The following is a 17,849-nucleotide window of genomic DNA, read 5'->3' as shown; positions in this document are numbered from 1 at the left end:
AGGGACAGAAGTACACATTCAAGTCTCATTGATATGATGAAAGTTCTAATACGACCCGAACTGGTCTTTCACTTGTGAGTCAGATCATCCCTACGCTGGACCGAAATACGGCAGGCGCCGGGGATGACTTCAGAGAGGGGGTGGCGCCGGTGGATCTGCGCCAGATGCGCTACTTCGTGGCGGTGGCAGAGGAGCGGCACTTCGGGCGGGCCGCCGAGCGGCTCCACATGGCCCAGCCGCCCCTGTCCCAACAGATCAAGCAGCTGGAGGCCACCCTCGGCACCAAGCTGTTCGAGCGGACCACCCGCCGCGTGGACCTCACGGACGCCGGGCAGCTCATGCTCGAGCGGGCCCGCCAGATCCTGGCCGATGTCGATGCCCTCACCCAGGACGTGAAGGAGGTCGGTGACGGCGCGGCCGGGGTGCTGCGCGTGGGCTTCGTGGGCTCGGCCACCTACCGGGTCATGCCGTCCCTGGTACAGCTGGCCCGGCGGGAACTGCCCGGCGTCCGGCTGCACGTGATGGGGGAGATGCTCACCCCGCAGATCGAGCAGGGCCTGTTGGAGAACCGTCTGGACGCCGCCGTGCTGCGCCCTCCCGTGCAGTCCTCGGACCTGGTGCTGGACACGCTGGAGGGGGACAGCCTGGTCGTGGCGTTGCCCGCACACCACCGCCTGGCCACCGGCGGTGGTCCGATCCCTCTGTCAGAGCTGGCGGGGGAGGAATTCGTCGGTTACCCGCAGGGCTCCGCCGTCGCCACCATCACCTCGGAGGCCTGCCGCGCGGCCGGCTTCCGGCCCCGCGTGGTGCAGGCGGCCACGGAGACCTCGACCCTGCTGGCCTTCGTGGGTGCCGGGATGGGTCTGGCCCTGGTGCCCGATGGTGCCCGCCGTGCCGCCGCCTCCCCGGTCGCCTACCGCGAACTCATCGGGGCACCCGAGGTGGGCCTGGCCGTGGCCTGGAAGCGGGACAGCCGCTCCGCGCTCATCCCGCACTTCCGGTCCCTCGTCCACCGTGTCGTGGGCGAGGTGCGCCACCTGCCCGCCGCCCCGTCCCCACGCCGTCCCCACCCCACCCCCGAGGCGCAAAGTGACCCCACCCCCGCCGAAGTGACGCATCCCGGTCACTCTGTGCCCACCCCGACCGTCCCGACCAGAACGAACCCAGCCCCCCAGGAGCGCCCATGAAGATCACCGGAATCGAAGCCATCCCCTACGCCATCCCGTACCACCACCCGCTGAAGTTCGCCTCCGGCTCCGTGGAGACCGCCGACCACGTGCTGGTGAAGATCCACACGGATGAGGGGGTCACCGGGCTGGCCGACGCCCCGCCGCGTCCCTACACCTACGGGGAGACGCAGGTGTCCATCAAGAACGTGGTGGAGGAGATCTTCGCCCCGCAGGTCGTCGGCCTTGACCCCTTCGACCGCGAAAAGGTCCACGCCGTGATGCGCCGGACCATCAACAACCAGGTCGCCAAGGGCACCGTGGACATCGCCCTCTGGGACCTCGCTGGAAAGGCCGTCGGCCGGCCGGTGCACCAGTTGCTCGGCGGGTGGACCGACTCGATGCGGGTCTCCCACATGCTCGGGTTCAAGCCGGCCCAGGAACTGCTGGACGAGGCACTGCGGTTCGGCGAGGAATACGGCATCACCACCTTCAAGCTCAAGGTCGGACGCCGCCCGCTGTCCCTGGACATCGAGGCCTGCCGCGTGCTGCGGGAGGGGCTCGGCGAGGACGTGGAGCTCTACCTGGACGCCAACCGCGGCTGGACCGCCAACGAGGCCATGCAGGTGCTGCAGCAGACCGAGGGGCTGGGCCTGACGTTGCTGGAGGAACCCTGCGATGCCAAGGAGGCGATGAGCCGCCGCCGTCTGGTGGAGAAGTCGCCCATCCCCGTGGTGGGGGACGAATCCGTGCCCACGGCCGGAGATGCCTCGCGCGAGCTGCTCTCGGGCGGCTGCAACGCGATCTGCATCAAGACGGCCCGTTCCGGGTTCACCGAGGCCACCGAGATCCTGGGGCTGTGCACGGGGCTCGGCGTGGACGTGACCATGGGCAACCAGATCGACACCCAGATCGGCTCGCTGGCCACCGTGACCTTCGGTGCGGCGCACGAGGCCACCTCCCGCCGGGCCGGGGAGCTGTCCAACTTCCTGGACATGTCCGATGACCTGCTCGCCGACCCGATCTCCATCGTGGACGGCCGGATCTCCGTGCGGGATCTGCCGGGTGTCGGTGCGGAGGTCAATGAGGACAAGCTGGCCCGGTACCGCACCGACCGCTGAACCCTACGGGCGCAAAGTGACGCCGCCCCCACCATCGTGACTGGGCGGCGTCACTTTGTGCCCAAGTCGCGGGGCGGTCCGGCCGGCGGACCCGGTGGATCCGGTGTTTCAGGTGTTTCAGGTGGGTCAGGCGGACCACCGGATCGAGGCCCGACGCCGGCGCGGCACCCGGTTGCGCACCATCAGTTCCGCGAACCGCTGGGGATCCGAGGCATCGGTCCAGTCCCAGCGGATGAACCGGTAGCCGCGCTCGCGGAGAGCGTCCTCCCGTCGCTTCTCCCGGCGGAGCGACTCTGCCGGATCGGCACCGCCGGTTGAGTACTTGCCCCACCCGTCGGATTCCCCGATCAGGCCCAGCTCCTCCCACCAGAAGTCGACGCGGTACTCTACGCCGTCGGCCCCGGTCAGGTAGGTCTGGAGCTGCGGGATCTCGAATCCCAACTCGATCATCCGGGCTCGGCTCAGGGACTCCGCGGGTGACTCGCTGAGATGGCTTGCGTGACGGAACACGCGGCCCAGGGGTGAGGTGGCGGTGCCCGAGGTCTCCCGGCTGAGCAGTTCTTCCAGTTCGTTCCGACCGAACCGGACCCCTTCCCGGTTGCGGCCGGACAGCAGGCTGTCGGTGACCATCAGTGCGCCGCTGAAGTCCAGGCCTGTCAAGGTGTCCACCAGGTGCTCGCCCAGGTCCACGCACCGCAGTGATGTGTGGAGGCCGGGCCACAGCGGCTCGTTCAAGTTGAAGGGTGGTTCCCGGAAGACATTTCGGGTCCGGTGGATGTAGGGAACGCCGTCCGCATCGCGCAGATGGGCCTCATGATACCCGGGCATAGTGGTCTGCAGCCCCGCCCGAGACGGCGTCGAGGTGACGACGTCCACCGTGGCCGGTGTCTCCGCGAGGGGGATCCCCTGCAACGTCAGGGCGGTGGCACCGGTGAAGACCGGCTGGTGCAGGCGACCCGCGACGGCTTTGACGGTGGTCATGAAGCGCTGGGATGAGCTCGCCCCGAGCCAGATCGGAGTGTCCACGTAGAAGCCGTGGCGCACCCGGACCAAGTCTCCTGCCGCGAAGGCGCGACTCAGCGATTTCCGGGACCGGCCGCCGTCGTTCCCCGGGGTCAGCACGGGCAGGGGAGTGAACCGCTCATCCATGTCATCCATGCGCTCCAGCATCCCAGCGGAGGCTGGCCGTCCCCACGGTTATCCACACGCTGTGGATGATGATGACGAAGGGCTGGGCGGGGCGCAAAGTGACGGACTCACGTCACAACGGTGGGGGCGGCGTCACTTTGCGCCCGGACGGTCAGGCCTCGTTGACGAGCGGCCGGATGCCGCACAGGCGCATGGCCTGGCCGTAGACCTCGACCATCTGGTCCTCGATCTCCTCCGGCGTGAGCTTCTTGTTGGAGGTCTGGGTCTGCAGGGCCGGCGCGTGGAAGACCTTGATGGCCTTGTCGGTCAGCACCGTGCCGCCGATGGTGGCCTGGAAGGCCTTGAGTAGCTTCTGGGCCTCGCCGCCGTGGGCCATGATCGCCACCACGCGGGGGACCTTCTTGAGGAAGCGGTTGAAGGGCTTGATGCCGCTGGTGATCCGGTCCTTCGTGAGGTTCAGGGCGTAGTCGTCCTGGGTCCACGGGTGGACCGTCCACGGGATGGTGTGCTTCGGGTCCAGGCCCGCCGCGGCGAAGACGCGGAGCAGGCGCTCGGAGGAGTCGTCGTCGTTCTCGTGCGAGAGGAAGCCGGACGCGGTGCCGGGTCCGGGTGCCGGGGTGAGCACGAGGATCCGGGCCCCATCCACGTCGTAGAAGGGGTCGACGTAGGGCACGGTGCCCTTGTCCGCGGTCTTCAGGGAGTCGCAGAGCTGGGTGATCGGGGCGATGTTCTCGTCGTGGATGCGGTCTTGGCAGTCAGCGACGTAGGCAGGGTCGGACATGTGGCGCATGGATGCTGTCCCTCAGTGTTGATGTGTGGTGCACCGGCCGGATGGGACCGGCGCGCTGCCTCCAGTCTACGAGGCCGTGCGCACCCGGACCGAGGACCACTCCTCGGAGAGCGGGATATTCGCGTTCAGGCGGTGCCCGCGGGCCTCGAGGTCCTTCCAGATGGTGTCCCGGTTGATGTCGGAACGCCCGCCCTTGGGGTAGCCGATCCACAGCAGGCGGGCGCCGAGGGCGGGTTCCAGCCAGTCATCCAGCATCCCGTCCAGCGACTTCTGGTCCTGGGCGAACAGCATGATGGCCGTGGCCCGGGTGATCTCCTGGGTCAGGGTCACGCCTTCTGGCAGGGGGTCCAGCAGGGCGTGCAGTCCTTGGTGGCCCCCGCCGAGGTAGAGGGTGTCGGTCGGCTTGATGAACAGCTTCTCGGCGGTGGTCTTGGAGGACTTCGCGGGCTGGGCGGGCTGTTCCGGGGTGGTGGCCATGTCCCCATTCTGCCCCCCATCCACTGCTTTCCGGGCAGAGATGACCAGTGATCTGTGCCCGGAAAGAGCTGGGGGACGACGCCGGCCGGGCGCCTCCCGGGGGCTCCTCCGCGAGGTGCCTGGCCGTCGCCCGGATCCGTGGAACCCGTCATGTTCAGTGACCGGTCCGGGGGCTCCCTGCGGGTCGCCTATCCTGCAGTGGTCATCACGCGGAGGGGTTCGCACAGGGGACACGACGTACATGGCTGGTTCAGGGGCAAGGACATCGGTGAGGGTCAAGGTCATCGCCGGAGTCGCGGCGGTTGCCGTGGTCGGCAGCGTTGCCGGCATCGCGGTGGCGCAATCGGGCGGACCGGACGACCGCGACCGGGCCACCGTGGTCCGGGTGATCGATGGTGACACCATCGACGCCGAGGTCAACGGCGATGTCGAACGCGTGCGGCTGCTGAACGTGGACACCCCGGAGAACAAGCACCCTGAGAAGGCGGTGCAGTGTCTCGGACCGGAGGCCACGGATTTCCTCGAGGACCTCTTGGCCCCGGGGGACCGGATCGAGCTGGTGTACGACGTGGAGCGGACCGACCGTTACGACCGGACGCTGGCCGGCGTCTACAAGGACGAGTCGCTGGTCAACGCCGACATCGCCGAGGCAGGTCTCGGTGTCGCGGTGCTCTACGAGCCGAACGACCGGTTCTACCAAGAGGTCTTGGACGCCCAGGCGCGGGCCGTGGAGGCCGGCGAGGGACTCCATGACCCGCAGGTCGAGTGCACGTTGCCGGCGCTGGCGGACGCACTGCCGCCGTTGGAGGAGCTCCCCGCCGAGATCCCGGCGGATGCCGCGGGGGTGGCCGCCGCCTTGGCCGCGGCCGCACCGGTGATCGCCGCCGGTGAGGCGCTGGGCTCCGCGTTGGATCTGGTGGCGTCCGGCTCCCACGTGGTGCTGGCGAAGGCCTATTCAGCCTCGGCGCCCGAGTGGCGGAAGCGGGTTGATGCGGCGCTGCCGGCGGCTGTTGCCTACCAGCAGGACCTGACCGATCGTGGCGCGGAGCTGAAGCGGGCAGCCGAGAAGAAGGCCGCTGAGGAGAAGGCCGCGGCGGAGAAGAAGGCAGCCGAGGAGAAGGCCGCGGCGGAGAAGAAGGCCGCTGAGGAGAAGGCCGCGGCGGAGCGCAAGGCGGAGGCTGAACAACGGGCAGAGGCCAAGGCCGAGGCAGACCGGAAGGCTGACGAGGCCCGCAGGGAAGCCGCGCGCAAGGCCGAGGCGGAGGTCGAGCGTAAGGCTCCGCCGGAGCGGAGCCGTCAGCGTCAGCAGGCACCCGCGCAGCCCTCCTCGCCGCCCCGGCGTCAGCAGGCACCCTCGAGTGGATACGGGACCGACGCGGACTTCCCCGGATACACCGGACCTCGCTGCTATGCGCCGGGCGGCCGGTCTTGGCGGCCCTGCTGACCACCAAGACTTTGCGGGCAGAGATCACTGGTGATCTCTGCCCGCAGAACGCTGGGAACGAGCCTGGCCCGGCACCTTCCACGAGATTTCTCGGGAAGGTGCCGGGCCGGCGTCGTGCCATGCCATCTCCGGAGGGCGCTGTGACCGGAGAGTGAACCGGGACAATGTCCTCTGGACGGGCGGGAGCGTCAGTACTTGATGTGCTGGCCGCCGTCGATCGGGATGACGGTGCCGTTGATGAACCCGGCGGTGTTGGAGAGCAGGAAGGCGACGAGTGCGCCGACCTCCTCCGGCTTGCCGAAGCGCTTCATGGGGTTCGGCTGGACGAACTCCTTGCCGACCTCTTCCCAGTTCTCGCCGCCGATCTGCTTGAGGGAGCCCTCGACCATCGGGGTCAGGATGGCGCCCGGGGCGATCGCGTTGACGACGATCCCCTTCTCGCCGTACTCGATGGCGGAGTTCCGAGTCAGGCCCACCACGCCGTGCTTGGCGGCTGCGTAGCCGGACTGGTTGCCGACGCCGCGGATGCCGCCCACGGAGGCGGTGTTGACCACGGCACCGTGGCCCTGTCCGGCCATGACCTTCAGGACCTTCTCCAGGCCGAGGAACACGCCGGTCAGGTTGACGGCGAGGACCTTCTGGAACTCGGCGTTGGTGAAGTCCTCGGTGAGGTTCTGCTTGCCCTCGATGCCGGCGTTGTTGAAGAAGCCGTCGATCGCGCCGAAGGTCGCCACGTGCTGATCCACGTACTTCTGGACCTGCTCCTCATCGGTGACGTTGGCGGTGACCAGGAGGATCTCGGCCTCCGGCACGGTCTCGAGGATCTGCTCCCGGGTGGCCTTCAACCCGTCCTCGTTGAGGTCCACCAGGGTCTGGCGGCCGCCCTGCCGGGCGATCTCGAGGGCGGCTGCGGCGCCGAGGCCGGATCCGGCGCCGGTGATGATGACTGATTTTCCCTGGAGTGACATAGAGCTTCTCGCTTTCGTTGGAGATCTGCCGATGCGGTGCCGGGTGATCGTCGGCCCGTGGTGGGAGGGTTCCCATCACTCAGCACAACCTTACGAATTTGAAAAGTATTCCCGCGAGCTATTCAAAATGCGCCTCGGAGATCAGTCGTCGCGGGTTGTGGTGCCATACGTCAGGCGGAGGATGCGTCCCTCGGCCTCCAGCTTGTCTCGTCCGTCCCTCAATTTCTCCACCTTGGAGATGTCCCGAGGGGGAAGCTGGATCATCTCCTCCGCCGGGATGCCCGCCTGCAGCTGCCGGGCGCGTTCGACCTCCGCGTCGACCTCCGCACCGAGCAGCAGGACGATGTTGAAGATCCACAGGACGAACAGCAGCGCCATCACGGTGCCGATCGCACCGTAGGAGCTGTATCCGGCGAACTGTGCCAGATAGATGGACAGGGCCACTCCCGCGATGGCGATGCCGATGATCGCCACCACCGAGCCGATGCCGACCCAGGCGAACTTGGGCTGCTTCACGTTGGGCGTGAAGTAGTACAGCACGGCGATCATGGTGATGATGAGGGCCAGGATGACCGGCCACTTGACCCAGGCCCAGATCGGCAGGAACGTCTCCGTCAGGAAGGTCAGGGTGGCGCCCATCCCGAGGGGTTCGGCGATCGGCCCCAGGACGCCTTCGACCAGGGACTGGTTCAGGGCCAGCGAGACCAGGATGAGCACCACGCCGACGAGCAGGGACAGGGTCACCAGCAACATGGTCCCGAGCTGCTTCACGAGCCCGCGACCCTCCTCCACCCCGTAGATGGAGTTCATGGAGCGCGAGAAGGCCTTGACGTAGGCAGAGGCCGACCACAGGGCGGTGGCGATACCGATGATCAAGGCGATGATGCCCCCGGTGGAGGAACTGATCATCGTGTCCACGAGATCGACCACGAGGCTCTGGTAGTCCGCCGGCACGTACTGCTTGACCAGGTCGTCCACGAGGGTGGTGACCGTGTCGGCGTTGTTGGCGAGCACGAGCGTGATGATCGAGAAGATGGCCAGCAGGGCCGGCGCCAGGGACAGCACCATGAAGTAGGTCAGCCGGGCGGCGAGGTCGGTGCCGCTGTCGGTGCTGAACTCCTTGAGGGCACGCTTGAAGGCGTACTTCCAGCTCGCGCCCTTGAGCTTGGGCGGATCATCGGGTTTCTCGTCGTGATCCGGGGATGGGGCATCCGCCGCGTCGAGCGTGGCGTCAATGGGGTCTTTGATGGGCACGTGCTGTCCTCTCTCGTTCCCTCGCTCAATGTCCTGGTGACCGTCCTGGTGACCGGACTCTGGGCCGCTGTCTGTTGACGGGGCCGGGAAGGGACCGTCAATTCTTCGTGTTCCCTGTCATCCTGTCCTGTTGTGGCGGCGATGGGAACCACTTTAGGACTTCGTCTGGTCAAAGCGTGCCCGAGTACAGTCGAGAGGGTGTCCCCGGCCGGAACGGGGCGGAAAGGAAGGCCACGTGGCCGGGTCACTCACAGCGGGTCAAGGGGTCCTGGCGGGCCTGCTGACGGCAACGGCCGGGTTCGTGGACGGGCTCGCCTTCATCCACCTCGGCGGTTACTTCGTCTCCTTCATGTCCGGCAACTCCACCCGGGCCGGGGCGGACCTGGCCACGGGGGACCTGCTGGGCTGGGTTAAGGCCATGGGGCTGGTGCTCTTCTTCGTGGTCGGCGTCGTGGCGTCCTCCCTGGCCGTGCATGTGCGGGCCTCCCGGTCCGGGTACATCCCGACCTACGGCCCGCGCTCCACCGCGGTGTGGGTGTCCCTCATCCTCCTGCTGTCCGCCGCCGTCTGCGCCTCGGTCCCGGCCCTGCAGCTCGCCGTCGCGCCCGCCATCGCGGCCAGCATGGGGGCAGTCAACGGCACGTTCACCCGTGGTGGGGAGGTCACCGTGGGGCTGACCTACATGACGGGGACTCTGGTCAAGATGGGACAGCACCTGGCCCACGCGGTCACCGGAGGAAACCGCACCATCTGGTTGCGGTACCTGGTGTTGTGGTGCGCCATCGCCGTGGGAGCCATCGCGGGGGCTGTGGCCTACCAGGTGCTGGGGCTGGGCGCGTTGTGGATCGCCGTCCTCCTACTGCTCATCCCGGCGGTGGTCTTGAGCCTCCGGGGGCCGCGCGCCGCCTGGCCCTCCCAGACCTGAGGCCGCGCCTTCCCCTCCGCACGTCTGGCGTCGGTTAGGTTCGATGCATGATCAAGTACCTGGGCTCCAAGCGTCTGCTGGTGCCCGTGCTGGGAGTCCTGGCGGACGCGGTGGGTGCCCGCACCGCCGTCGACCTCTTCTCCGGGACCACCCGCGTGGCCCAGGAGTTCAAGCGCCGGGGCGTCCACACCACGGCCTCGGACCGGGCCACCTACACCGGCGTGCTGGCCGGGTGCTACATCGCCACCGACGCGCGGGACATCGACCGCGCGTGCCTCGCCGCCCTCCTGGCGGACCTGCAGGACACTGCGCCGGTCCGCGGGTACGTGACGGCGACGTTCTGCGAGCAGGCCCGCTACTTCCAACCCAAGAACGGCATGCGGATCGATGCGATCCGCCAGCGGATCGAGGACGAGTACGCCGACACCGACTGGTATCCGATCCTGTTGACCTCCCTGATGGAGGCGGCCGACCGCGTGGACTCCACCACCGGCATCCAGATGGCCTACCTGAAGTCCTGGGCCCGGCGCTCCGGACGGGACCTCGAGCTGCGGGTCCCGGCACTCCTGGAGGGCCCGGGCGACGTGGTGGTGGGTGATGTCATGCAGACGCTGGACACCCTCCCCGCCGCAGACCTCTACTACGTGGACCCGCCGTACAACCAGCACCGGTACTACGCCAACTACCATGTCTGGGAGACCCTGGTCCGGTGGGATAAACCAGAGCACTACGGGGTGGCCTGCAAGCGGGTGGACGTCCGGGACGAGGGCACCCGCAGTGTCTTCAACTCCAAGCGCACCATGCCCGCCGCGCTCGCCGAGGTGTTCGCCCGGATCCGCTCCGAAGTGGTGATCGTGTCCTACAACGACGAATCGTGGATCACGGCGGAGGACATGGAGGCGTCCCTGCGTGAGGCGGGGCACGAGGCGGTCGCCGTGCTGGGCTTCGACTCCAAGCGGTACGTCGGGGCCAGCATCGGCATCCACTCGCCCACGGGCCAGAAGGTGGGCACGGTCTCCCACCTGCGCAACACGGAACTGGTGTTCATCGCCGGTCCGCGGGAGAAGGTCGAGGCCGCCCAGGCGGCGGCCAGTGCCACACCAACCACCGGAGATATCAGGAGAAACCGTGTCCACACCGCATGAGATCGAGATGGACCTGCGCTGGTCGGACCAGGACGCGCAAGGCCACGTCAACAACGCGAAGATCGTGACGCTGGCCGAAGAGGCGCGGATCAGGTTCCTCGCGTTCCTGGAGTCCCGGCGCCAGGGCAGCGGCGGGGGCGGCAGCGTGGTCGTGGCGCGCCAGGAGATCGACTACCACGCCCAGACCCGGTACGCCCCGTCCATCACCCTGCAGGTGTCTGTGCTGCGGATCGGCACCAAGTCCTACACCCTGCGCCAGCAGGGGATCCAGGATGGCCGGCCGGTCTTCACGGTGGATTCCATCCTGGTGTGGTTGGACGCATCCGGGGCCTCCCGGGCGCTGACCGAGGGCGAGCGTGCGGAGCTGGAAGTCTGGTCCAGCTGAGTCCGGCTGAGCCCGGCTGAGTCGGGATGAGAGGAACGCGACAGCGCCGGACGGGAATAGCTGCCCGGTCCCGGGTCGTTGTACCTCCTTGGTGCCCCTCCTGAAGAAGCTGTGGCGCCGCCGTCGACCCGAAGGAGAATCCGTGACCGAGACCATTCTGAACACCGAGACCACCGCGATGGAGCCCGTGGACCCGAAGGCGCTGGACCAGCTGTTCCACGACGCCCGGACCGCCAACACGTTCTCCGATGAGCCGGTCTCCGCGGACACCCTCCAGGCGATCTACGAGCTCACCAAGATGGGCCCGACCATGATGAACCTGCAGTCGCTGCGCATCACATGGGTCCAGTCCGAGGGTCAGCGGGCCCGGCTGGTGGCGCATGCCGGCGGCAACAACCCCGGCAAGACGGCCACCGCCCCGGCCGTGGCCGTGCTGTCCTGGGACTCCGACTGGCACGAGAACTTCCCGGTGTTCTTCCCGCACGCACCGGAGCGCAAGGAGATGTTCGAGTCGGACGCCGACTCCCGCGCGCTGATCGCCCGCCAGAACGCATGGTTGGCCGCCGGATACTTCATGCTGGCCGTCCGGGCGCAGGGTCTGGCCGCCGGCCCCATGACCGGCTGGGACTTCGACGGAGTGGACGCCGACTTCAACGCCGGGACCACCTGGAACGCCTTCATGGTGGTCAACGTCGGCAAGCCCGGCGCCGACGCCTGGTTCCCGCGCCTGCCCCGCCTGGACGAGGAACTCGCGGTCCAGACCGTCTGAGGTTCAGTAGTTCGAGGGCGGGTCCGAGGCGGGGAAGGACTCCTCCTCCCACTCATCCACCCGCTCGTCGTCGTGCTGGTGGGCGGCCGTCGCCGCGGAGTCCTCGGCGACCGCCGTCTCCTCCAGGCGGTCCTCGTCGGGGACTTCGGGATTCACGTGCTCCATGACGACTCCTTCGAGGGCGGGGTTCCAGTGTGCCGACCGCCGCCGGCCGGGGCAAGGACTCAGGCACCCTTCCGGCGGGCCGTGAGCGTCAGGATCAGGTAGACCAGTGCGCCGGCGAGGAACCCCCAGAACGGTGCGGCGATGTCTGCCACCGTCAGTCCGGAGGCCGTCACGGCCAAGGTCACGACGCCGGCCTCGAGACCTGCGAGGCGGGCTCGCCCGCCGTTGGCGGGCGCCTTGACCCCGCCTGGCGTGGCCCCAACCGCCGGGGCCGGATCCACCCTCACCGTATCCGCCAGGGCCCCCTGCAGCGCACCGATCAGGGCGACCCCCGCGGCGGCGGTCACGAGCTGTTCGGGAACCGCCCCCAGCAGCTCCACGATGTTCTGCCCCGCGAAGCCGAAGAGTACGAAGAACACGCCACAGGAGATCCCGGCCACGTAGCGCCGGGTCGGGTCCTCGTGGGCCTCCCGTCCGCAGCAGATCCCGGCGGTGATGGCGGCCAGGTTGATGGAGTGGGCCCCGAAGGGCGCGAAGAGCACGGAGCCGACCCCGGCGGTGCCGAGGAGCAGCCGGTCGTTCGCGGCATAGCCGTTCGAGTGCATCATGGCCAGGCCGGGGCCGTTCTGCCCGGCCATCGTGACGATCAACAGGGGGATGGAGATCCCCATGATCGCCTGGAGGTCGAAGCTCGGGGTGGTCCACAGCGGCATGGTGACCCCGGCACTGAGGTTCGCGGCCGACGTCGTGCCCGTGGCGAAGGCCAGGACGACCCCCACCGCCAGTGCCACCAGCACGGCATATCGGGGCAGGAAGCGGCGGCCGAGGAAGTAGGCCAGCACCAGGCCGCCGGCCACGATCGGTGCCTCGGCGGAGGCTCCGGCGGTATCCAGGACGAAGGGCAGCAGCACCCCTGCCAGCACGCCGGCCATGATGGGCCGGGGGAGGGCTCGCATCAGCCGGCCGAACCATCCGGTGATCCCCAGGATGACGGTCAGCGCGCCGGTGACGATGAAGGCCCCGATGGCGTCGGAGTAGTCGTATCCGCCGAGCGTGGTGATCAGCAGCGCCGCGCCCGGTACGGACCAGGCCACCACCACGGGTTGGCGGGTCACCAGGCTCATGGCCACGCAGATGACGCCGCTGCCCACGGAGATGGCCCAGACCCAGGACGCCGTCTGGGCGGGATCGAGTCCGGCCCGCTGGGCGGCCTCCAGGACCACGAGCAGCGGTCCGGCGTAGGAGATGGCCACCGCCACCAGTCCCGCGACCACGGCGGACACGGAGACGTGCCGCCAGGCCGGGCGGCGGGCGGCGGGAGGGGTATCGGTGAGCTGGATCACGGACGCCACGGTACGGCTCCGGAGGCCCGCCGCGCCAAGAGGCAGGCGAGGCCGATTGAGACGTCAGCCCTGCCCAATCGGACCCCCTTGGTCAGCCCTAGGGCAATACCTGATGTGACTGCGATCACGAGTCTCCAGACTGGCTGGGTACGCATCTGGGGAAGCTTCCCGGCCGCCGGATCATCGGTGCCGGTGCCGTCCCTCCCCGTCCAGAAGGAGAACGACATGACCGAGAACCTGACCCACGTCCGGGACATCCTCACCGACGCCGTGATGGACGACCCCGAGAAGGGCATCATCCGGGCCAAGCGGGAGATCTTCACCGACGAGGAGATCTTCGAACTCGAGATGAAGCACCTCTTCGAGGGCAACTGGGTGTACCTGGCGCACGATTCGCAGATCCCCAACGTCGGCGACTACTTCACCACCTACATCGGCCGCACGCCCGTGGTCATCACCCGGGACAAGGATGAGAACCTCAACTGCATCGTCAACGCGTGTTCACACCGCGGGGCCATGCTGTGCCGTCGCAAGACGGACAACCGCACCACCTTCACCTGCCCGTTCCACGGCTGGACCTTCAAGAACTCCGGTGAACTGCTCAAGGTCAAGGACGGACGCAAGGGCGGCTACCCGGAGGACTTCAACACGAACGGCTCACACGACCTGACCAAGGTCGCCCGCTTCGACTCCTACCGCGGCTTCCTCTTCGGCTCGCTGAAGGAGGACGTCCTCCCGCTCGAGGAGCACCTGGGCGACGCCACGAAGGTGATCGACTCCATCGTGGACCAGTCCCCGGACGGCCTCGAGGTGCTGCGCGGCGCCTCGACCTACACCTATGACGGCAACTGGAAGGTCCAGGCGGAGAACGGTGCCGACGGCTACCACGTGACCTCGGTCCACTGGAACTACGCGGCGACCACCGCCCGCCGCACCGCCGGTGACTCCGCCAACACCACCAAGGCCATGGACGCCGGCAAGTGGGGCAAGGTCAAGGGCGGCTTCTACTCCTTCGAGCAGGGACACCTGCTGCTGTGGCAGGAGTGGACCAACCCGGAGGACCGTCCGCTGTGGGACCGCAGGGACGAGCTCGTCGAGAAGTACGGCGAGGAGATGGCGAACTTCATGATCAACATCTCCCGCAACCTGTGCCTCTACCCGAACGTCTACATCATGGACCAGTTCTCCTCGCAGATCCGGCACTTCCGGCCGATCTCCGCGGACCAGACCGAGGTCACGATCTACTGCATCGCCCCGAAGGGCGAGTCCGCCGAGAACCGCACCAAGCGCATCCGCCAGTACGAGGACTTCTTCAACGCCACCGGCATGGCCACCCCGGACGACCTCGAGGAGTTCCGCTCCTGCAACAAGACCTACTGGGCCACCAGCGCCCCGTGGAACGACATGTCCCGCGGTGCGACGCATCAGGTCACCGGCCCGGACGAGCAGGCCACGGCACTGGGCATGACCAACGTCATCGCCTCCGGTGCCCGCACCGAGGACGAGGGCCTCTTCCCGATCCAGCACGGTTACTGGCACGAGGTCATGGAGGATGCGCTGGCGGAGAAGGAGCGCGCGGCGGCACAGCCCGCCCCCGCCACTGCCTGATCGCGACCACCCCGGACCCACCCAAGGAGCTTCACCATGACCACCCAGACGACCGAGGCCACGCCCACCCAGACGGTGGAGGACCTCATCACCCTCGAGACCGTGCGCGCGTTCCTCTACCGGGAGGCACGCCTGCTGGACGACCGCGCGTTCGACGAGTGGCTCGAGTGCTACCACCCGGACTCCGAATTCTGGATGCCGGCGTGGGACGACAACGATGAACTGACGGAAGACCCGCAGTCGGAGATCTCGCTGATCTACTACGACAACCGCGGCGGCATCGAGGACCGCGTGTTCCGGATCAAGACGGACCGCTCCTCGGCCACCTCCATGCCGGCTCCGCGGACCGGGCACAACCTCACGGACATCGAGGTCCTGGGGCGGGACGGCGACCAGGTGCAGGTGCGGTTCAACTGGTTCACGCTGTACTACCGCTACCAGAGCACGGACACGTACTTCGGGACCAGCTACTACACGATCGACCTCTCCGCAGACGGGCCGGTCATCCGCAGCAAGAAGGTCGTGCTGAAGAACGACTACATCCACCACGTGGTGGACATCTACATGATCTGAGTGCTCCGGTCGCACCCGGACTCAGACACCCCACCACCAGATCCACGCAGACCCACCCAGATTCATCCAGGAGGACACCATGGGCCATCAAGTAGCCCTCAGCTTCGAGGACGGCGTGACCAAAGTCGTCAAGGTCGGCGACTTCGAGACCATCATGGACGCCGCCTACAAGGCGCGCATCAACATCCCCTCGGACTGCCGTGACGGGGCCTGCGGGACCTGCAAGTCCTTCTGCGACTCCGGGACCTTCGACCCGGGAGACTTCATCGACGATGCCCTGACCGAGGACGAGCTCGAGAAGGGGTACCTGCTGACCTGCCAGGCCGTCCCGGAGTCGGACATGATGATCCAGGTCCCGGCCACGGCGGAGTCCGCCAAGACCTCGGCCGCGGCGTTCACCTCCACCCTGAGCCAGCTGCAAAAGCACTCCGAGTCCACGATCTCCTTCACCCTGGACGTGCAGGAGCGGGACGAGCTGGCGTTCCTGCCGGGCCAATACGTGAACATCAAGGTCCCCGGCACGGACGCCGAGCGCTCCTACTCCTTCAGCACCGGCCCGGATGATGACCACTCCGCCTTCATGGTGCGCATCACGCCCCAGGGCGCCATGTCCGAGTACCTGCGGGACCGCGCCGCGGTGGGGGACACCGTGGAGTTCAGCGGGCCGTACGGCTCGTTCTTCCTGCGTGAGCCGAAGCGTCCGCTGCTGCTCCTGGCCGGGGGCACCGGGCTGGCTCCGCTGATGTCCATCCTTCAGAAGCTCAGCGCCAACCCGCCCGAGGATCCCATCCACCTGATCTACGGGGTGAGCCGCGAGGCGGACATCGTCGGCCTGGAGTGGTTGCGGGCCTACGAGGAGAAGCTGCCGAACTTCACCTGGGACCTCATCGCCTCGGAGGAGGGCACCTCGGCGCCCCACACCGGGTACGTCACCCAGATCATCGAGCCGCAGCACCTGAACGACGGTGAGGTGGATATCTACCTCTGCGGCCCGCCGCCCATGGTCAACGCCGTGGCTAAGTGGCTGGAGACCGAAGGCGTGGAACCGGCCAACTTCTACTTCGAGCGGTTCGCGCCCAAGGAGGCCACCGGCGGGGACGCCGAGACGGGGGCCCCGGCCTCCGCCGAACAGGTCCAGGCCGAGGGGGACACCCTGACCCGGTCCGAGGCGGTCTCCTCCCTGACCACCGGCCGCCTGTCCTTCCGCAAGGAGGACAGCTACGCGCAGCTGGATGCCCGGATGGGCCTCGAGCTGGCGATCACCGGACTGATGGTCGGGCGGCTCACGGACGAGCAGTTCCAACAGTTCCGCCGTCTGGCGGAGGCCACGGCGGCCTGCGTCGCGGACGGCGCGGTCACGGACCCGGAGGAGTACGTGAAGACCAACGAGGCCTTCCACGAGTACCTCTTCACCATCTCGGACAACCCGGTCCTGCTGGAGTCCTACCGCCGGCTGGACCTCAGCGAGCAGATGTTCGCGACCTTCGAGCAGGGCACGGAGATCTTCAGCCGGGTGGCCCAGGACCACCTGGACGTGGTCCAGGCCTTCGAGGACGAGGACGGCGAGCGGATCCGCGAGATCGTGATGGCCCACGCCCGGGACGCCAAGGACACCATGGCCACGGCCATCGACGCCGTCGAGACCGGTTCCGGTCCCGCACCCGGTGGTTCCGGGCAGGGGCACGACGACGGCCCGGCGGGTTCCGCGGCCGGCACGACTGGCACGGCGGTCGCCTGATGGCGGCCCCCTACGCGGGCCAGTTCATCACCCCGGGGCGCTTCGCCGGCAAGGTCGCGGTGATCACCGGGGCGGCCCAGGGGATCGGGCGGAAGGTGGCCGAGCGGATCGGTGCCGAGGGTGGCACGCTGGTGCTCGTGGACCGCGCCGAGCTGGTCCACGAGACGGCCGCCGCCCTCACGGAGCGCGAGGCCTCGACCGGCTCGGGGGGATCGGCCACGGCCGTCACCGCCGACCTGGAGACGTTCGCCGGGGCCGAGGCAGCCGTGGCGGCGGCGGTGGCCGCGCACGGCCGGGTGGACGTGCTGGTGAACAACGTGGGCGGGGCCATCTGGATGCGTCCCTTCGAGACCTTCAGCGCCGAGCAGATCGAGCGGGAGGTCACCCGGTCCCTGTTCCCCACCCTGTGGATGTGCCGGGCCGTGCTGCCCGCCATGCTCGCCGCCGGTCAGGGCACCATCGTCAACGTGTCCTCCAACGCGACCCGTGGTATCCACCGGGTGCCGTACTCCGCCTCCAAGGGCGGGGTGAACGGCATCACGCAGGCACTGGCCATGGAGACCGCGGAACGCGGGATCCGGGTGGTGGCCACCGCCCCCGGCGGCACCCAGGCGCCGCCCCGCACCGTCCCGCGCGGCCCCGGCCCGGAGGGCGCCCGTGAGGAGCAGTGGATCCAGGACGTGGTGGACCAGGTGACGGAGTCCTCCTTCATGAAGCGTTACGGCACCCTGGACGAGCAGGCCGCGCCGATCGTCTTCCTGGCATCTGACGAGGCCTCCTACGCCACCGGGAGCATCTTCCCGGTGGCCGGTGGCGACCTCGGCTGAGC

General features: G+C 68.2%; 18 protein-coding genes. 11 read left to right on the top strand and 7 right to left on the bottom strand.

The features are described 5' to 3' along the window. Window positions 1–149: 149 nt before the first annotated feature. Window positions 150–1,187 carry a LysR family transcriptional regulator gene (locus ACSU1G_RS05950; RefSeq protein WP_439279002.1) on the top strand — a complete coding sequence of 346 codons (1,038 nt, stop codon included), beginning with the start codon at window positions 150–152 and terminating at the stop codon, window positions 1,185–1,187. Next, window positions 1,184–2,287 (top strand): mandelate racemase/muconate lactonizing enzyme family protein, encoded by a 1,104-nt coding sequence (locus ACSU1G_RS05945; protein WP_439279001.1) that lies wholly within the window; start codon window positions 1,184–1,186, stop codon window positions 2,285–2,287. Before ACSU1G_RS05950 ends, ACSU1G_RS05945 begins: the two co-directional genes overlap by 4 nt. Before the next feature lie 126 nt (window positions 2,288–2,413). On the opposite strand, the gene ACSU1G_RS05940 is transcribed toward ACSU1G_RS05945, so the two are convergent. The 3 genes from ACSU1G_RS05940 to ACSU1G_RS05930 form a co-directional block, all read right to left on the bottom strand. Further along, window positions 2,414–3,445 (bottom strand): hypothetical protein, encoded by a 1,032-nt coding sequence (locus ACSU1G_RS05940; RefSeq protein WP_439279000.1) that lies wholly within the window; start codon window positions 3,443–3,445, stop codon window positions 2,414–2,416. 142 nt (window positions 3,446–3,587) lie between these two features. After that, on the bottom strand, window positions 3,588–4,217 hold the full coding sequence (locus ACSU1G_RS05935; protein ID WP_439278999.1) for a uracil-DNA glycosylase: 630 nt from the start codon (window positions 4,215–4,217) through the stop codon (window positions 3,588–3,590). A gap of 75 nt (window positions 4,218–4,292) precedes the next feature. Then, window positions 4,293–4,703 (bottom strand): DUF3052 family protein, encoded by a 411-nt coding sequence (locus ACSU1G_RS05930; RefSeq protein ID WP_439278998.1) that lies wholly within the window; start codon window positions 4,701–4,703, stop codon window positions 4,293–4,295. A 268-nt stretch (window positions 4,704–4,971) separates the two neighbouring features. Here ACSU1G_RS05930 and ACSU1G_RS05925 point away from each other — a divergent pair, with 268 nt between their 5' ends. Next, window positions 4,972–6,147: a thermonuclease family protein gene (locus ACSU1G_RS05925; protein WP_439278997.1), complete on the top strand. Its 1,176-nt coding sequence runs from the start codon at window positions 4,972–4,974 to the stop codon at window positions 6,145–6,147. Between the two features lie 188 nt (window positions 6,148–6,335). Here ACSU1G_RS05925 and ACSU1G_RS05920 read toward each other — a convergent pair whose 3' ends face one another. Together ACSU1G_RS05920 and ACSU1G_RS05915 are read right to left on the bottom strand one after the other, a co-directional pair. Next, window positions 6,336–7,115, bottom strand: coding sequence for an SDR family oxidoreductase (locus tag ACSU1G_RS05920; RefSeq protein ID WP_439278996.1), 780 nt, complete (start codon window positions 7,113–7,115; stop codon window positions 6,336–6,338). Window positions 7,116–7,256: 141 nt separating this feature from the next. Next, on the bottom strand, window positions 7,257–8,369 hold the full coding sequence (locus ACSU1G_RS05915; RefSeq protein ID WP_439278995.1) for a YihY/virulence factor BrkB family protein: 1,113 nt from the start codon (window positions 8,367–8,369) through the stop codon (window positions 7,257–7,259). Window positions 8,370–8,604: 235 nt separating this feature from the next. On the opposite strand from ACSU1G_RS05915, the gene ACSU1G_RS05910 reads away from it, so the two are divergent. The 4 genes from ACSU1G_RS05910 to ACSU1G_RS05895 all read left to right on the top strand — a co-directional run bounded on the left by ACSU1G_RS05910 (window position 8,605) and on the right by ACSU1G_RS05895 (window position 11,593). Further along, entirely contained in the window at window positions 8,605–9,294 is a 690-nt protein-coding gene (locus ACSU1G_RS05910) for a YoaK family protein (protein ID WP_439278994.1), read from the top strand. 47 nt (window positions 9,295–9,341) lie between these two features. Further along, window positions 9,342–10,439: a DNA adenine methylase gene (locus ACSU1G_RS05905; RefSeq protein ID WP_439278993.1), complete on the top strand. Its 1,098-nt coding sequence runs from the start codon at window positions 9,342–9,344 to the stop codon at window positions 10,437–10,439. Continuing rightward, window positions 10,423–10,824, top strand: coding sequence for an acyl-CoA thioesterase (locus ACSU1G_RS05900; protein WP_439278992.1), 402 nt, complete (start codon window positions 10,423–10,425; stop codon window positions 10,822–10,824). The genes ACSU1G_RS05905 and ACSU1G_RS05900 overlap by 17 nt, the downstream gene beginning before the upstream one ends. A 142-nt stretch (window positions 10,825–10,966) precedes the next feature. After that, entirely contained in the window at window positions 10,967–11,593 is a 627-nt protein-coding gene (locus tag ACSU1G_RS05895) for a malonic semialdehyde reductase (protein WP_439278991.1), read from the top strand. Between the two features lie 3 nt (window positions 11,594–11,596). Here the strand turns inward: ACSU1G_RS05895 and ACSU1G_RS05890 are convergent, their stop codons facing one another. Both ACSU1G_RS05890 and ACSU1G_RS05885 read right to left on the bottom strand, forming a co-directional pair. Further along, window positions 11,597–11,758: a hypothetical protein gene (locus ACSU1G_RS05890; protein ID WP_439278990.1), complete on the bottom strand. Its 162-nt coding sequence runs from the start codon at window positions 11,756–11,758 to the stop codon at window positions 11,597–11,599. Window positions 11,759–11,817: 59 nt separating this feature from the next. After that, window positions 11,818–13,101, bottom strand: a complete 1,284-nt coding sequence (locus ACSU1G_RS05885; RefSeq protein ID WP_439278989.1) for a benzoate/H(+) symporter BenE family transporter — start codon at window positions 13,099–13,101, stop codon at window positions 11,818–11,820. Window positions 13,102–13,326: 225 nt separating this feature from the next. On the opposite strand from ACSU1G_RS05885, the gene benA reads away from it, so the two are divergent. From benA to ACSU1G_RS05865, 4 genes are all read left to right on the top strand, one after another. Next, window positions 13,327–14,709 carry a benzoate 1,2-dioxygenase large subunit gene (gene benA, locus ACSU1G_RS05880; protein ID WP_439278988.1) on the top strand — a complete coding sequence of 461 codons (1,383 nt, stop codon included), beginning with the start codon at window positions 13,327–13,329 and terminating at the stop codon, window positions 14,707–14,709. A gap of 36 nt (window positions 14,710–14,745) precedes the next feature. Then, the gene (benB, locus tag ACSU1G_RS05875; protein ID WP_439278987.1) at window positions 14,746–15,282 is read left to right on the top strand and encodes a benzoate 1,2-dioxygenase small subunit; all 537 of its coding nucleotides are present in this window, start codon (window positions 14,746–14,748) and stop codon (window positions 15,280–15,282) included. Window positions 15,283–15,361: 79 nt separating this feature from the next. Continuing rightward, a complete protein-coding gene (benC, locus tag ACSU1G_RS05870) occupies window positions 15,362–17,020 on the top strand; it encodes a benzoate 1,2-dioxygenase electron transfer component BenC (protein WP_439278986.1) in 1,659 nt (552 codons plus the stop codon). Continuing rightward, window positions 17,020–17,847 (top strand): 1,6-dihydroxycyclohexa-2,4-diene-1-carboxylate dehydrogenase, encoded by an 828-nt coding sequence (locus ACSU1G_RS05865; protein WP_439278985.1) that lies wholly within the window; start codon window positions 17,020–17,022, stop codon window positions 17,845–17,847. Before benC ends, ACSU1G_RS05865 begins: the two co-directional genes overlap by 1 nt. Window positions 17,848–17,849 lie beyond the last annotated feature (2 nt).

The sequence above is a fragment of the Microbacterium sp. A93 genome, from assembly GCF_051842835.1.
This window is presented reverse-complemented; position numbering and strand designations above follow the sequence as displayed.

What these genes read in the sequence shown, in the direction of transcription:
- ACSU1G_RS05935 (WP_439278999.1), bottom strand. Translation starts at nt 4,217, where the DNA reads ATGTCCGACCCTGCCTACGTCGCTGACTGCCAAGACCGCATCCACGAC.
- benC (WP_439278986.1), top strand. Translation starts at nt 15,362, where the DNA reads ATGGGCCATCAAGTAGCCCTCAGCTTCGAGGACGGCGTGACCAAAGTC.
- ACSU1G_RS05890 (WP_439278990.1), bottom strand. Translation starts at nt 11,758, where the DNA reads ATGGAGCACGTGAATCCCGAAGTCCCCGACGAGGACCGCCTGGAGGAG.
- ACSU1G_RS05920 (WP_439278996.1), bottom strand. Translation starts at nt 7,115, where the DNA reads ATGTCACTCCAGGGAAAATCAGTCATCATCACCGGCGCCGGATCCGGC.
- benA (WP_439278988.1), top strand. Translation starts at nt 13,327, where the DNA reads ATGACCGAGAACCTGACCCACGTCCGGGACATCCTCACCGACGCCGTG.
- ACSU1G_RS05945 (WP_439279001.1), top strand. Translation starts at nt 1,184, where the DNA reads ATGAAGATCACCGGAATCGAAGCCATCCCCTACGCCATCCCGTACCAC.
- ACSU1G_RS05930 (WP_439278998.1), bottom strand. Translation starts at nt 4,703, where the DNA reads ATGGCCACCACCCCGGAACAGCCCGCCCAGCCCGCGAAGTCCTCCAAG.
- ACSU1G_RS05940 (WP_439279000.1), bottom strand. Translation starts at nt 3,445, where the DNA reads ATGGATGACATGGATGAGCGGTTCACTCCCCTGCCCGTGCTGACCCCG.
- benB (WP_439278987.1), top strand. Translation starts at nt 14,746, where the DNA reads ATGACCACCCAGACGACCGAGGCCACGCCCACCCAGACGGTGGAGGAC.
- ACSU1G_RS05905 (WP_439278993.1), top strand. Translation starts at nt 9,342, where the DNA reads ATGATCAAGTACCTGGGCTCCAAGCGTCTGCTGGTGCCCGTGCTGGGA.
- ACSU1G_RS05865 (WP_439278985.1), top strand. Translation starts at nt 17,020, where the DNA reads ATGGCGGCCCCCTACGCGGGCCAGTTCATCACCCCGGGGCGCTTCGCC.